The sequence below is a fragment of the Acidimicrobiales bacterium genome (genome assembly GCA_040219085.1).
In the GTDB taxonomy this organism is placed as follows: Bacteria; Actinomycetota; Acidimicrobiia; order Acidimicrobiales; family JAVJTC01; genus JAVJTC01.
The window spans coordinates 1-13,123 of the sequence record JAVJTC010000045.1 but is presented as its reverse complement, the minus strand read 5'-3'; the positions used below and the strand labels follow the sequence as shown (position 1 = coordinate 13,123).

General features: G+C 68.3%; 16 protein-coding genes and 1 pseudogene. 15 read left to right on the top strand and 2 right to left on the bottom strand.

Going from position 1 to position 13,123, the window contains the following annotated elements; genetic code table 11:
* Nucleotides 1-3: 3 nt before the first annotated feature.
* Nucleotides 4-2,049 carry a hypothetical protein gene (locus tag RIE08_18460; GenBank protein ID MEQ8719589.1) on the top strand — a complete coding sequence of 682 codons (2,046 nt, stop codon included), beginning with the start codon at nt 4-6 and terminating at the stop codon, nt 2,047-2,049.
* Between the two features lie 7 nt (nt 2,050-2,056).
* Here RIE08_18460 and RIE08_18455 read toward each other — a convergent pair whose 3' ends face one another.
* The gene (locus tag RIE08_18455; GenBank protein ID MEQ8719588.1) at nt 2,057-2,194 is read right to left on the bottom strand and encodes a hypothetical protein; all 138 of its coding nucleotides are present in this window, start codon (nt 2,192-2,194) and stop codon (nt 2,057-2,059) included.
* Between the two features lie 148 nt (nt 2,195-2,342).
* Here RIE08_18455 and RIE08_18450 point away from each other — a divergent pair, with 148 nt between their 5' ends.
* The 4 genes from RIE08_18450 to RIE08_18435 all read left to right on the top strand — a co-directional run bounded on the left by RIE08_18450 (nt 2,343) and on the right by RIE08_18435 (nt 4,494).
* Nucleotides 2,343-2,663: a WhiB family transcriptional regulator gene (locus tag RIE08_18450; protein MEQ8719587.1), complete on the top strand. Its 321-nt coding sequence runs from the start codon at nt 2,343-2,345 to the stop codon at nt 2,661-2,663.
* 122 nt (nt 2,664-2,785) lie between these two features.
* Nucleotides 2,786-2,959, top strand: a complete 174-nt coding sequence (gene tatA / locus RIE08_18445) for a twin-arginine translocase TatA/TatE family subunit (protein ID MEQ8719586.1) — start codon at nt 2,786-2,788, stop codon at nt 2,957-2,959.
* Nucleotides 2,960-3,100: 141 nt separating this feature from the next.
* Entirely contained in the window at nt 3,101-3,685 is a 585-nt protein-coding gene (locus RIE08_18440) for a sigma-70 family RNA polymerase sigma factor (protein ID MEQ8719585.1), read from the top strand.
* Nucleotides 3,682-4,494: a zf-HC2 domain-containing protein gene (locus RIE08_18435; GenBank protein ID MEQ8719584.1), complete on the top strand. Its 813-nt coding sequence runs from the start codon at nt 3,682-3,684 to the stop codon at nt 4,492-4,494. Before RIE08_18440 ends, RIE08_18435 begins: the two co-directional genes overlap by 4 nt.
* 84 nt (nt 4,495-4,578) lie before the next feature.
* Here RIE08_18435 and RIE08_18430 read toward each other — a convergent pair whose 3' ends face one another.
* Entirely contained in the window at nt 4,579-4,827 is a 249-nt protein-coding gene (locus RIE08_18430) for a WhiB family transcriptional regulator (protein MEQ8719583.1), read from the bottom strand.
* Between the two features lie 170 nt (nt 4,828-4,997).
* Here RIE08_18430 and RIE08_18425 point away from each other — a divergent pair, with 170 nt between their 5' ends.
* From RIE08_18425 to RIE08_18380, 10 genes and pseudogenes are all read left to right on the top strand, one after another.
* Entirely contained in the window at nt 4,998-6,245 is a 1,248-nt protein-coding gene (locus RIE08_18425; GenBank protein ID MEQ8719582.1) for a trypsin-like peptidase domain-containing protein, read from the top strand.
* A gap of 59 nt (nt 6,246-6,304) precedes the next feature.
* Complete coding sequence (locus RIE08_18420; protein MEQ8719581.1) at nt 6,305-6,586, top strand: hypothetical protein; 282 nt, start codon at nt 6,305-6,307, stop codon at nt 6,584-6,586.
* A 51-nt stretch (nt 6,587-6,637) separates the two neighbouring features.
* Nucleotides 6,638-8,686, top strand: a pseudogene (ppk1, locus tag RIE08_18415) (polyphosphate kinase 1).
* Nucleotides 8,687-8,690: 4 nt separating this feature from the next.
* Entirely contained in the window at nt 8,691-9,146 is a 456-nt protein-coding gene (locus RIE08_18410) for an NUDIX hydrolase (protein ID MEQ8719580.1), read from the top strand.
* Between the two features lie 40 nt (nt 9,147-9,186).
* Nucleotides 9,187-9,912: a helix-turn-helix domain-containing protein gene (locus tag RIE08_18405; GenBank protein MEQ8719579.1), complete on the top strand. Its 726-nt coding sequence runs from the start codon at nt 9,187-9,189 to the stop codon at nt 9,910-9,912.
* Nucleotides 9,913-9,934: 22 nt separating this feature from the next.
* The gene (locus RIE08_18400) at nt 9,935-10,594 is read left to right on the top strand and encodes an arsenate reductase ArsC (protein MEQ8719578.1); all 660 of its coding nucleotides are present in this window, start codon (nt 9,935-9,937) and stop codon (nt 10,592-10,594) included.
* Nucleotides 10,591-11,406, top strand: coding sequence for an MIP/aquaporin family protein (locus tag RIE08_18395; protein ID MEQ8719577.1), 816 nt, complete (start codon nt 10,591-10,593; stop codon nt 11,404-11,406). The genes RIE08_18400 and RIE08_18395 overlap by 4 nt, the downstream gene beginning before the upstream one ends.
* Nucleotides 11,407-11,550: 144 nt before the next feature.
* Nucleotides 11,551-12,210, top strand: a complete 660-nt coding sequence (locus RIE08_18390; GenBank protein ID MEQ8719576.1) for a hypothetical protein — start codon at nt 11,551-11,553, stop codon at nt 12,208-12,210.
* 11 nt (nt 12,211-12,221) lie between these two features.
* Nucleotides 12,222-12,608 (top strand): hypothetical protein, encoded by a 387-nt coding sequence (locus RIE08_18385; GenBank protein MEQ8719575.1) that lies wholly within the window; start codon nt 12,222-12,224, stop codon nt 12,606-12,608.
* 176 nt (nt 12,609-12,784) lie between these two features.
* A partial coding sequence (locus tag RIE08_18380) for a hypothetical protein (protein ID MEQ8719574.1) occupies nt 12,785-13,123 on the top strand: 339 nt, incomplete at its 3' end.

The following is a 13,123-nucleotide window of genomic DNA, read 5'->3' as shown; positions in this document are numbered from 1 at the left end:
CCGGTGGGCCTGCGTCGGTTCTCCCGCCGCCGGCGCCGTTCCGCGTCCAATGCGATCCGCTATTCGCGCTGGGACGGGACACAGACCGGGTTCGACGTGGGGGCGGCCGACGTCTTCGCGGAGATGACCGACGACCTCATGTACCACGGGGACCCCGATGCCGCGCTGCGTCGCATGCTCCAGGGCGGCTTCGACACCGACGACGGTCGGGTCGAGGGGCTCCGCGAGATCATGGAGCGCATCCGCGAGGCCCGGCGCGAGCGGCTCGAGAACCACGACCTCGGTGGGGTCTACGACGACATCGCCTCGGAGTTGCGCGAGGTCGTCGACACCGAGAGGGCCTCGCTCGACGAGCTTGCCGCGGAGGCCGCCGAGATGGCCGACCGGCGGCGTCGCGAGGAGACCGACACCGCTGTTTCCGAGCGCCGCATGGAACTGGACCTGCTGCCACCGGACCTGGCCGGCCAGGTGCGAAGCCTGTCGGACTACGACTTCACGTCGGCTGAGGCCGCCGAGAAGTTCGAGACACTCATGGACCGGCTGCGCGAGCAGCTGATGCAGAACGTGGTCGATCAGATGGGGGAGTCGATCGCGAACACCTCGCCCCAGGAGCTGGCGCGCATGAAGGACATGCTCGCCGACCTCAACGCGATGCTCGACCAGCGCCGGCGGGGGGAGGAGCCCGACTTCGAGGGCTTCATGGACCGCTACGGCGACATGTTCCCGGAGAACCCCCGCGACCTCGACGAGCTCCTCGAGGCCCTGGCGCGCCGGATGGCGGCCGCCCAGCAGATGCTGAACTCCATGACGCCCGAGCAGCGGGCCCAGCTCCAGGAGTTGTCCGATCAGCTGCTCGAGGACCTCGATCTGCGCTGGCAGGTCGACCAGCTCGGCGAGAACCTGCGCTCGATTTTCCCCGATGCCGGCTGGGAGCGGTCCCAGGAGTTCACGGGGACGGACCCGCTGGACTTCGGCTCGGCGCAGCAGATGATGTCCGAGCTCGGCGATCTCGACCAGCTCGAGAATCTGTTGCGAGGGGCGGCGTCCCCGGGCGCTCTCGCCGAGGTCGACGTGGATCGGGCCCGTGAGCTGGTCGGTGACATCGCCGCGGACAGCCTCGAGAAGCTCGCTGAGCTGGCCCGCATGCTCGCCGACGCGGGTCTGATCGAGAACCGCGAGGGTCGCTGGGAGCTGACGGCGCGGGCGATCCGTCGCATCGGTCAGAGCGCACTCGACGACCTGTTCGCCAAGTTGTCCCGGGACCGGATCGGTACCCATGAACTCGAGCGCACGGGTGCCGGCCACGAGCGCGACCACACCACCAAGCCCTACGAGTGGGGCGATCCCTTCAACCTCGACATCGGGGTGACGGTGCGCAACGCCGTGCGCCGGACCGGTGGGGGGACCCCGGTCGCGCTGACGCCCGACGACTTCGAGATCGAGCGGACCGAGTCGCTCGTGCGGACCTCGACCGTGCTCATGCTCGACCTGTCCCTGTCGATGCCGATGCGGGACAACTTCCTGCCCGCGAAGAAGGTGGCCATGGCGCTCCATGCGCTGATAACCGGCCACTACCCCCGTGACTACCTCGGCATCGTCGGATTCTCCGAGGTCGCCCGGGAACTCGAGGCACGTGACCTTCCCGAGGTCTCGTGGGACTTCGTGTACGGCACGAACATGCAGCACGGGTTCCAACTCGCCCGCAGGATGCTGGCGCGCGAGAGCGGGACCAAGCAGATCATCATGATCACCGACGGTGAGCCGACGGCACATATCGACGACCGGGGAGAGCCCTTCTTCAGCTATCCGCCGGTCCGTGAGACCGTGGATCGCACGCTGCGACAGGTCGCGGCGTGCACCCGCGAGGGGATCCGCATCAACGTGTTCATGCTCGACGCCACGGCGCACCTCACCCGGTTCATCGAACAGATCACGGCGATGAACGGGGGGAGGGCCTTCTTCACGACCCCCGAGACGCTCGGCGACTACGTCCTGGTGGACTTCGTCGAGCACAAGCGCCGACTCCTCGGCGGGCGCAGAAGCGCCTAGGCACACCTCAGGCGGTGTTGACGATGGCGTCGACCTGCAGGGTCGTGATGTCGCCGGTGACCGCCGAGATGCGCATGACTGCCATCTTCGCGGGCCCAACGGGTGGATTGGTAGAGGACTCTCGGTGCCTCTCGATGGTCGACATGAACTCATCCGCTTGCGGATCCCGTCATGAGCAGGCATGATCACACCGATGTAATTACACGGCCGTGCCTGTATCGGGTAGCGGACGGCGGCGGTCTCGGGGTGGGGTCGTCGGGACGGAACCCGGCGCCATCCCCGGAGGAGGAGACATGGCAATCAGCGAACAAGCGGGCCTGGAGGCGATCTCCCTGCCCACCATGGAACCGAAGCCCTGGCAGGCCTACGCCAACTGCATGGGTGTGGATCCCGATCTCTTCTTCCCCGAGCGGGGTGCGTCGACACGTGAGGCCAAAGAGGTGTGTCGCGGGTGCGTCGTGCGCGACGACTGTCTCGAGTACGCGCTCACCAACGGTGAGAAGTTCGGCATCTGGGGCGGAATGAGCGAGCGGGAGCGTCGTCGCATCCGCCGCCAGCGCGCACTCGCCCGCCAGGCCGCGGCACTCGGCCAGTCGAGCCCACCCGCATCCTGAGCGCCGTCAGCGCGGCCAGGTTCGCGTGCCGTTGGTCGACTGTTCACCGTGTGGAGGGCCGCGCCGGACCTTTTCGGCTCCGCGCGCGGTCGTGAGCCAGCCGCGCCCGCTACGGTGAGCCCATGGGATCACTCGGAACCGGTGAGCTGCTGATCATCTTGATCATCGTTCTCCTCGTGTTCGGCGGTGCGAAGCTGCCGAAACTCGCACGGTCACTCGGCCAGGCTCAAAAAGAGTTCAAAGAGGGCGTGGCTGAGGGCGCGGAAGACGAAGAGAAGGACGAGAAGAGGGCCTGAGGCCCGTCTCACCTGACATGTCACGCGGGTCGTGCGACGACTCGCGACCCCGCACGATCCACGGCAGGATCGAGTGGGAACTCCCGGCCGCTTCGCGTCGTTGGTCATGGTGATGAAGTTCACCGGACCAGGACGACGCCGATGCCGGCGCTCATGACCGCGGATCCGCCGCGGGCGCTGCGCGTGGTCACGCAGGCCGACGCAGCGGGAGAGGCCGCACGGGTACCGACGTGGGAAGAAGTGGCCCGTGACCACGGCCGCTTCATCTACACCGTTGCCCGACGTCTCACCGGAGACGACGCCGACGCGCAGGACCTCACCCAGGAGGTGCTCATGCGCGTCGAGCGTGGCCTGCGGACCTACCGGCCGGGTTCGCTGCGCGGATGGCTGGGGCGGATCTGCACGAACGCCTTCCTCGACGAGACCAGGCGTCGCAAGCGGCGCCCGGTGGAGGCGCTGCCCGACGATCCGGAACGTGTTCTGCAGGGCGCGCCCGGCGCGGATGACGCGCTCGCGGCGGCGTCGCTCCCCGAGCATCTCCACGAGGCGCTCGCGCGGCTGGCCGAGGACTACCGCGTCGCCGTCGTCCTGTGTGACCTGGTCGGCTTGAGCTATGACGAGATCGCCGAGAGCGTGGAGGTGCCGGTCGGCACGGTCCGCAGTCGCATCCACCGCGGTCGTCGCCTTCTGCGCGATGACCTCGCGGCCCGGGGGATCACCCCGTGAGCGGTCCGATGTCGCTCCCCGACGACGACCGGATCTCCGCCTATCTCGACGACGAACTGTCGCCCGGAGAGCGGCGCGCCTTCGAAGAGGAGCTGGCGACGTCTCCGGAACTCGTGGCCCAGGTCCGCTCGGTCGGGTTCCTGCGCTCGGCTCTGCGTGATCTCCCCGAGGTCGAGTCTCCGGTGGATCTCGTGGCGGAGGGCCGGCGTCGGCGCCGTGTGGCAAGGACTCGTCGGACCGCTCGCCCGGCCCTGGCGATCGCCGCCGTCGCCGCTGCGTGGTTCCTCGTGCTCGGGTTCGGCGCGGGATCGGCCCTACCGCGGATCGTCCCCGCCGTCGACGAGCTCGTCGACGCGCACGCTGCGGCCGCCTCCGGCGCTCCCAACGGTTTCGCCGAGATGGACATGGCGATGATGGGCGAAGACCACCCCGGGACACTCGGTGACGGGATGGAACTGTCTGCGGTCTTCGCCCGGGGACCGCTCGTGCTGTTGTCCTACAGCGACGGTGAGCACGCGGTGTCGGTGTTCGAGCAACCGGGCGTCGTGGACTGGAAGAAGATGCCCGACGGTGGCGAGATGAAGCCGATGGTCGACGACTCGATGTCGTGGACCAAGGACATGGAGGGCACCGAGGTCATGGTCGTCTCCTCCGGCGACACGGTTCTGACCGTGGTGGCCGACCCGGGGACGGTGCCGATGGCCGATGCGGTGATGACGATGGCCGATGGAGACGACGGCGGACCGTCGATCGGCGAACGGCTGAGGCGGGCTGCCGCCGACATCGTCGGACTGTTCGGTCTGGACTGAGTTGCTGCGTTCGCGAGATCGCCCCGGACCGAGGTCCGGGGCTACCAGGGGCGATGGGCTGCGGAGCCGGTCGGGCCTCCCGGCTCAGGCCTGTGTGACGGGGATACCGAGGTCTCGGCGCTTCTTGAGAATGCGTCGGCGGGAACGCTCCGAATGACCACCCCATACGCCGTGTTCGATCCGGTTGCGCAGCGCGTACTCGAGACACGGCTCCTTGACAGCGCAGGTCTCGCAGATCCGACGCGCGCGGTCCACGCCGACACCATCGCTGGGGAAGAACTTCTCGGGGGGCTCCTCGGCACAGCGGCCGACGCTCATCCAACTCGTGTCCATCACTGCTCCCGTTCGTGCCCGCGGGACTTTTTCACGACACTATGACGCACAGACGAGGCCGAAAGTTCCCGTAAAGGGTCTTTCCACAGGCCCCGCGTGGCATCGGGGCCCCCCGTGAGCGACGATGGGCCATCGCCGCGACCCCCGATCCGAACCGACAGGAATCCCCGATGGAAGCTGATCGGGCCCCGGTCCTCGCGCCCCGCGCGCCATCGGGTCCTCCGCTCTACGATCCCGAGGTCGACGGCGACCGCCTGTTCACACCCGTCCGGCGCCCCGACCCGACCCCCGCCCCCGTGACGGTCGTGACCGGGCCGTCACGGCGGGCGATGGTCGTCGTGGCGGTCATCATGGCCGTGATCGCGGCATTCGGGGCCGGCGTCACCGTCGCGTGGCTCGGCGGTGGCGACGAGGCCCCCGTCGCAGTGGCGCCGGTCGACTTCGAGGGACTCGGCCCTGCCGACGCTCTGGCCGGCGAGCCTCTCGACGTCCAGCAGGTCCTCGCACGCGTGGGGCCGTCGGTGGTCACCATCGTCACGAACTCAGAGACCTTCCGCGGGATCTTCGAGGGTGCCGGCTCGGGCGTCGTGGTCTCGGACCGGGGCCACATCCTGACGAACGCCCACGTCATCAGCGGCGCCGACGAGATAGAGGTCGGATTCTTCGACGGGACGACCGTGACGGCTGACCTGGTCGGCAGTTTCCCCGACGACGACATCGCCCTCATCCGGGCGCGTGGCGTAACGGGCACGACGCCGGCCGCCCTCGGCGTGTCCGCGGAGTTGCGCGTGGGGGACGAGGTCGTCGCAATCGGCAACGCCCTCAACCTCGGTGCCACCCCGACCGTCACGCGCGGCATCGTCTCAGCCACGGGGCGACAGATCGATGCCGGGCTCATCAGCCTCGACGACCTGATCCAAACGGATGCGGCGATCAACCCCGGCAATTCGGGCGGCCCCCTGGTGAACGTGGTCGGTGAGGTCGTGGGGATCAACACGGCGATCATCAACGAGGCTCAGAACATCGGCTTCGCGATCGCCATCGACTCCGTGAAGCCACTGCTGGACGACCTGCTCTCCGGCGACGGCGCCATCACACCGGACACGGCGTTCCTGGGGATATCGACGCTCACCGTCGACGAGGTCGATGCCGCGACGCTCGACGAGTTTGACGTGGTCGTCGACTCGGGCGCGTTCGTGACCGACGTCCTCGCGAGCTCGGCCGCGGCCTCCGGCGGGCTGCAGGAGGGCGACGTGGTCATCGCCATCGCCGACGAACGGGTCGCCTCGGCGCCCGACGTGTCAAGGGTTGTGAGAGGTCTCGATCCCGGTGATGTCGTCATCGTGAGCGTGCTGCGGGGCGGGGTTGCGGTCGACCTCAGCGTCGTCATGGGCTCGCGCTCCGATGCCGGGGACTGAGACGCGGCCCTAGACTCCGATCGTCAGCGTCGCCGGGCCGTGCCCGGCAGGAGGATCACATGGTCGACGTCGCGCCAGAAGAAACCGAGCCGGTACCACCGGTCGGTCACGTCAAGATCATCTACCTCGGCCCGGTCGCGCCCCACTGGGACTTCCGCTCGGACTTCGGCGACTCCTCACTGATCGACGACTTCAGGGCCCGGGTCACCGCCCGACTGCTGCTCCTGCCCCCCCACGACCCCCAGTTCCGTCGCAACCGGGAGCGGGTCAACCGTGACGCCGAGCGTGAGAATCTCATGCTCGAATGGGATCTCGGGTATGAAGAGGAGACTTCGGCGTAGTCGAGCCGGAGCCGAGTCGTCCCCCATCTCGACACCCGGCAGTCACACGAGAGGCAGACGGTGGATCCCGAGGACCCCGATCGGTTCTTCAATCGAGAGTTGAGCTGGCTCGATTTCAACGCGCGGGTCCTGGCCCAGGCCGAGGACGGGCGACTGCCGCTCCTCGAGCGGGTGAAGTTCTGTGCCATCTTCGGCCAGAACCTCGACGAGTTCTTCCAGGTGCGCGTGGCGGGGCTCAAGGACAAGGTCTCCCACGGCCGTACCGGCCCGTCGCCGGACGGCATGAGCCCTTCCACCCAGCTCGCCGAGATCTCCGATTCGGTCACCCGCCTCGTTCACCGGCTCGAGGCTGTGCTCACCGGTGAGATCCTTCCCGCGCTGACCGCCGAGCAGGTCGCCGTCGTCGACTGGGCCAGTCTGGGCCCTGACGACTGCAAGTTCCTCACCGGGGAGTTCGAGAATCGGATCTTCCCGATTCTCACGCCACTGGCGGTGGATCCGGGCCATCCGTTCCCCTACCTGTCGAACCTCTCGATCAGCCTCGGGGTGCTCCTCGGGGAGCCCGAAACCGGGGATCGGCACTTCGCCCGGCTCAAGGTCCCGCTCTCCTACGGCCGATTCCTCACGTTGCCCGACGGCGAACGGTTCATCCCGATCGAGCGGGTCATCGCCGCGCATCTCGAATCGCTTTTCCCCGGGCTGGAGATCCTCGAGAAGGTCGTCTTCCGGGTGACGCGCAACGCCGACCTCGCCGTCGACGAGCGTGAGTCCGACGACCTGTTGACCGCCATCGAGGCAGAGTTGCGCCAGCGGCGGTTCGGCAAGGTCGTCCGCCTCGAGATCGAACGGCCGATCTCGGTCGAGTTGCGGGACCTGCTCGTCGACGAACTGGATCTCGGTCCCGATGACGTCTACGTCTCGCCGGTGCTCCTCGATGTCGCCGGTCTGTGGCAACTCCATGCGCTCGACCGTGACGACCTCAAGGCGCCGGGTTTTTCGCCCGTCGTCCCCGAGCCGCTGCGCGACGTCAACGAGGACGTCGTGGACCTGTTCCACGCCATACGGCTCAAGGACATTCTCGTCCATCACCCGTACACGAGCTTCGACGGAACCGTCGCGGAGTTCATCCGCCAGGCCGCTTCGGACCCCCACGTACTCGCCCTCAAGTGCACGCTGTACCGGACCTCCGGCGACAGCCCGATCGTCGATTCTCTGATCCGGGCCGCTGAGCACGGCAAGCAGGTGGCGGTCGTCGTCGAGTTGAAGGCGCGCTTCGACGAGGCGGCCAACATCGAATGGGCCCGGGCCCTCGAGCGTGTGGGCGTGCACGTCGCATACGGCCTCGTCGGCCTGAAGGTCCACGCCAAGACGTGTCTGGTGGTGCGCGACGAGGCGGACGGACTGCGGCGCTACTGCCACATCGGTACCGGCAACTACAACTCGAAGACGGCCCGGATCTACGAGGATCTCGGCTTGTTCACCTGCGACCCGGAGATCGGCGACGATCTCTCCCACCTGTTCAACAGCCTGACCGGCTACGGCCACGACATCGACTATCAGCGCCTCGTGGTGGCACCCCGGTTCATGCGAACGCGGGTGACCGAGCTGATCAACGGCGAGATCGCCCGTGGCCCCGCCGGTGCGATCACCTTGAAGATGAACAGCCTCGTCGACCCGCCGTTGATCGACCTGCTCTACGAGGCCTCCCAGGCCGGAGTGGACATCGATCTCATCGTGCGGGGCATCTGCTGCCTGCGTCCCGGGATGCCGGGCCTGTCCGAGAACATCCGAGTAAGGTCTCTCGTCGGCCGCTACCTGGAACACTCGCGCATCTACCGGTTCGCGAACGGCTCCGGTGACGGACGACCAGTCCACCTCATCGGGTCCGGCGACCTCATGCCGCGCAACCTCGATCGGCGGGTCGAGTGCCTCGTGCCGGTCGAGGACGAGTCGCTTCAGGCCGAACTGGATTCCGTGCTCGCGATGAATCTGGCGGACGAGACCCTCGCCTGGGCGCTCGAGCCCGACGGTCGTTGGGAGCGGGTCAGCGAGGCAGGGGGTCTCAACGCCCATGACGAGTTCGAGAGATCGGCCCACTGACCCCGTGAGGGGGAACGACCCGGATTCCGCGGCGGCCTCATTCGAGGTCGAGGCCGCCGGGGGTGTGGTGATCGACGACGGCCGCGTGCTCGTCGTGCACCGCCCACGCTATGACGACTGGTCGCTGCCCAAGGGCAAGCTCGATCCCGGCGAGACCCATGAGCAGGCGGCGTTGCGTGAGGTCGCCGAGGAGACAGGCCACGTGTGCGCGCTCGGCCGCCGTATCGGCGACATCACCTACACCGATCACCGCGGCCGTTCGAAACGGGTCCGCTACTGGGTCATGACGGCCACCGACGGGGGAACGGGCTTCGTGCCCAACGACGAGGTCGACGAGCTGGCCTGGGTCGGGGTCGAGTCCGCCTATGCGCTTCTGTCCTACGAGCGCGATCGGGCGGTCCTGCGTCGGGCCCTCGCGTCCAGGCCCCACCTCCCGCCAACCGGCGACGGTGACTCATGACAAATTGACTCATTAACTATTGAGACGTATCGTGGGCACGGTGAGGGACGAGCGGCCCGACAGCAGGCCCGATGGCGACAGCCACGAGGAGCGAACCCCGACGGAGGGGACGGTCGGGGCGATACGGCACCGATTGCTCAGGGCAGAGCGCCACGCCGCGCTGGGTGATCCTCTGCGCCTGGCGATCGTCGACGACCTCGCCGCCACGGACCGGTCACCCACCGAGATAGCCGGGCGCCTCGATGTGCCCTCCAACCTGCTCGCCCATCACCTCGACGTGCTCGCCGCGGCCGGCCTGATCGAGAGGTTCACCTCGAGTGGTGACAGGCGCCGCCGCTACGTGCGGCTCGTGCGCCCGGCGCTGTGCGATCTCGGGGTGGCGTTGCCCCTGCCGGCCGGACGTGTCCTTTTCGTCTGCACCCACAACTCCGCGCGCTCCCAGCTCGCAGCGGCCATCTGGCGCACCGTCACCGGCGGGGAATCGGGATCGGCCGGGACCCATCCCGCACCCAGGGTGCATCCGGGTGCAAGTGAGGCCGCGCGGCGGGCCGGTCTGGACCTCGGCTCGGCGAAGCCCAGGGCGTTCGACCCCGACGAGCCGGCCGAGCTCACCGTGACGGTGTGTGACCGCGCCCACGAGGAGCTCGCCCCGGGCGACGACTGGTGGCACTGGTCTGTGCCCGATCCCGTCGAAGTCGGCACACCGGCCGCGTTCGACGACGCGATCGACGACATCGGGGCGCGGGTCCACGCCCTCGTCCGATGACCCCCGACAGCAGGAGAAGCCAATGAGCGATGACACCCACGACCCGCTGGGCGCGGAGCTGACCACCGAGCAGAAGCTCCTCGTGCGACAGGCGGCCCGTCGCCTCGGCGAGGAGTTCGAGGGAACCTTCAACACCGAGACCATCGAGCGCTACATCCACGACTCGCAGCTCAAGCTGGAATCCCGCGCGAAGTTCGCGACATGGTTGCCGGTACTGATCGAACGTTTCACCCGCGACCGCCTCAAGGCGCTGGCCCGCCTCGAGGTCGGTGGGCTCGCCAAGCCCGCCGTGCTGTTCCTCTGCGTCCACAACGCCGGCCGGTCCCAGATGGCCGCGGGTTGGTTGCGCCACCTCGCGGGTGACGGCGTCGAGGTCTTCTCGGGAGGGTCCGACCCCGGTCTGGAGACGAACAAGGCGGCGATCGAGGCGATGGCCGAGGTCGGCATCGACATCTCGACGGAGTACCCCAAGCCGTGGACCGACGAGATCGCCCGGGCTGCCGACGTGATCGTGTCGATGGGATGCGGTGACGCGTGCCCGGTCCACCCGGGCAAGCGCTACGAGGACTGGGAGCTGACCGACCCCTCCGGCCAGCCCATCGAGGTGGTGCGTGAGGTCCGAGACGACATCCGGGGCCGGGTGGAGGCGCTCATGGCGAGCCTCGAGCTCGCGCCGGCATGACAGCCACGGGTGACCCCGGGACCCGGCTACGGCACGGCGCCGAGGCCGCCGCCCCCGACGTCACCGCCGCCCGTCCGTCGTCGCCCGCCTCCCCGGGGGCCACCAGGCGCGGCCCCGCCGCCCGGGAGCTCGTCGCCGAGCTCGTCGGCACCGCGTTCCTGCTCGCGGCCGTCGTCGGTTCGGGGATCATGGCCGAGAACCTGACCGACGACGTCGGCCTCCAGCTCCTCCAGAACGCAGTGGCGACCGCCGGGGTCCTCGTCGCGTTGATCCTCGCTCTCGGCCCCGCGTCGGGCGGACACTTCAACCCGGCGGTGACGCTCGCCGACCGCTACTTCGGCGGGATCGACACGCTGACCGCCGTCGGGTACATCGCCGCCCAGAGCGTCGGCGCCGTCCTCGGCGTGATGATGGCCAACGTGATGTTCGACCTCCCGGTCGTGCAGTGGTCGACCACCGACCGATCGGGTGGGAACCTCGTCTTCGCAGAAGGCGTCGCGACGTTCGGCCTGCTGCTCGTGATCTTCGGGGTCGTCAGGTCGGGCCGGTCCGACGTCGCCGCGTTCACTGTCGGCGGCTACATCGCCGGTGCGTACTACTTCACCAGTTCGACGAGCTTCGCCAACCCGGCCGTGACGGTCGGCCGGATGTTCTCGGACACCTTCGCGGGCATCGAGCCCGGGTCGGCGCCGGGTTTCATCGCGGCTCAGGTCCTGGCGACGGGTGTGGCGATCGCTGCCATCCGCCTCGTCTACCCGCACATGTCCGACGTCGCCGACATGGTCGTCGTCCCCCACCAGCGCGAGGACTGAACGAGAGCTGAACCATCGGCCGACGGCGGGTTGCCTGGCGGGTGCTCAGGGGGCGCCGGGGACCTTCGCCCGTCGTCGGAGGCAGGCGCACCGCCGTATGGTTCGATGGTCGGGCAGTCGCGCGCCCGCGGAGGAGCATCGGACGTGGGTGTCTTCGAACGGTTCCTGACGGTCTGGGTGGGAGCGGCGATCCTCAGCGGCGTCGGCCTCGGAACCGTCGCACCCACCGTGTTCGAGGAGGTCGCCGACCTCGAGATCTCCAACGTCAACCTGGCGGTCGCAGCTCTCATCTGGCTGATGATCTATCCGATGATGATGAAGGTCGACCCGGGCTGTGTGCGCGATGTCGCACGCCGGCCGAAGGGCCTGGCGCTGACCCTGACCGTGAACTGGCTGATCAAGCCCTTCACGATGGCGGGCCTCGCGATCGTCTTCTTCCGGTTCGTCTTCGCGGGTCTGGTCCCGGCCGACGATGCGGAGCAGTACATCGCGGGGATGATCCTGCTCGGCGTCGCCCCGTGCACCGCCATGGTCTTCGTCTGGAGCCAACTCACCGACGGCGATCCCAACTACACGCTCGCGCAGGTGTCGGTGAACGATGTAATCCTCGTCGTGGCCTTCGCCCCGATCGCGGGCCTGTTGCTGGGTGTCACGGATCTCACGGTCCCGTGGGGGACGCTCGTCGCGTCGGTTGTGATCTTCGTGGTCATCCCGCTGGCCGCCGGCCTGGCCACGCGCAACCGGCTCCTGCGGGCTCGGGGGCTCGGGGGCTCGACGCGGTCGAGGCGTTCGCCGTTCGGCTGAAGCCTGCCGCCGTGATCGGGCTGCTGCTGACGGTCGTGCTCCTGTTCGGGTTCCAGGCGGAGACCATCACCGACAGCCCTGGACGGGTCGCCCTGATCGCCGTGCCGTTGCTCATCCAGAGCTACGGCATCTTCGCGATGACCTACGTCGCGGCGCGACGGCTGCGACTCCCCTTCGCCGTCGCTGCCCCGGCGGCGATGATCGGCACGTCCAACTTCTTCGAGCTGGCAGTCGCAGTTGCGATCAGCCTCTACGGGCTCTCGTCGGGCGCAGCGCTCGCAACCGTCGTCGGGGTGCTCATAGAGGTGCCCGTCATGCTGTCGCTCGTCGCGTTCGCGAACCGGACCCGCTCCTGGTTCGCCGACGTGCCGGTGCAGCCGGCGACGGCGCGCACCTGACAGTCGCCCGGCGAAGCGACGGACGGTCCCCAAGCTTCGGGTGCCGTTCACCTTTCGTTCACCGTTCTGTCCGTTGACCTTCACACCCCCTCCCTAGCTTGCACGACTGACCCCCGGAATGGGTCCGGCAAATGTGACCCGAAGACGAGCTGACCAGCTCGAGGAGGCATTCCCCTGTGCTCAAGCGAAATCGACTCATGCTGTTGCTGGGTCTGTTGTTGTCGTTCGCGCTCATCGCCGCAGCGTGCGGTGACGACGACGACACGACGTCCAGCGGCGACGACGGAGGCTCGTCCTCCGATGACGGCGGCTCCTCCGATGACGGTGGCTCTTCAGACGACAGTGCCGCCTCCGACGGCGGCGGCGACGTGTCCGGCGAGGTGAACATTTCGGGTTCGTCGACTGTGGAGCCGATCTCGGTTCGTGTTGCTGAGCTGTTGGAGGATGTGGCGCCGGGTATTTCGGTGACCGTGGACGGTCCGGGTACCGGTGACGGTTTCGCTCTGTTCTGTGAC

Excerpts from the sequence above, each read along its gene's own strand:
- RIE08_18455 (MEQ8719588.1), bottom strand. The coding sequence starts at position 2,194 with ATGTCGACCATCGAGAGGCACCGAGAGTCCTCTACCAATCCACCCGTT.
- RIE08_18450 (MEQ8719587.1), top strand. The coding sequence starts at position 2,343 with ATGGCAATCAGCGAACAAGCGGGCCTGGAGGCGATCTCCCTGCCCACC.
- tatA (MEQ8719586.1), top strand. The coding sequence starts at position 2,786 with ATGGGATCACTCGGAACCGGTGAGCTGCTGATCATCTTGATCATCGTT.
- RIE08_18440 (MEQ8719585.1), top strand. The coding sequence starts at position 3,101 with ATGCCGGCGCTCATGACCGCGGATCCGCCGCGGGCGCTGCGCGTGGTC.
- RIE08_18430 (MEQ8719583.1), bottom strand. The coding sequence starts at position 4,827 with ATGGACACGAGTTGGATGAGCGTCGGCCGCTGTGCCGAGGAGCCCCCC.
- RIE08_18425 (MEQ8719582.1), top strand. The coding sequence starts at position 4,998 with ATGGAAGCTGATCGGGCCCCGGTCCTCGCGCCCCGCGCGCCATCGGGT.
- RIE08_18420 (MEQ8719581.1), top strand. The coding sequence starts at position 6,305 with ATGGTCGACGTCGCGCCAGAAGAAACCGAGCCGGTACCACCGGTCGGT.
- RIE08_18400 (MEQ8719578.1), top strand. The coding sequence starts at position 9,935 with ATGAGCGATGACACCCACGACCCGCTGGGCGCGGAGCTGACCACCGAG.
- RIE08_18395 (MEQ8719577.1), top strand. The coding sequence starts at position 10,591 with ATGACAGCCACGGGTGACCCCGGGACCCGGCTACGGCACGGCGCCGAG.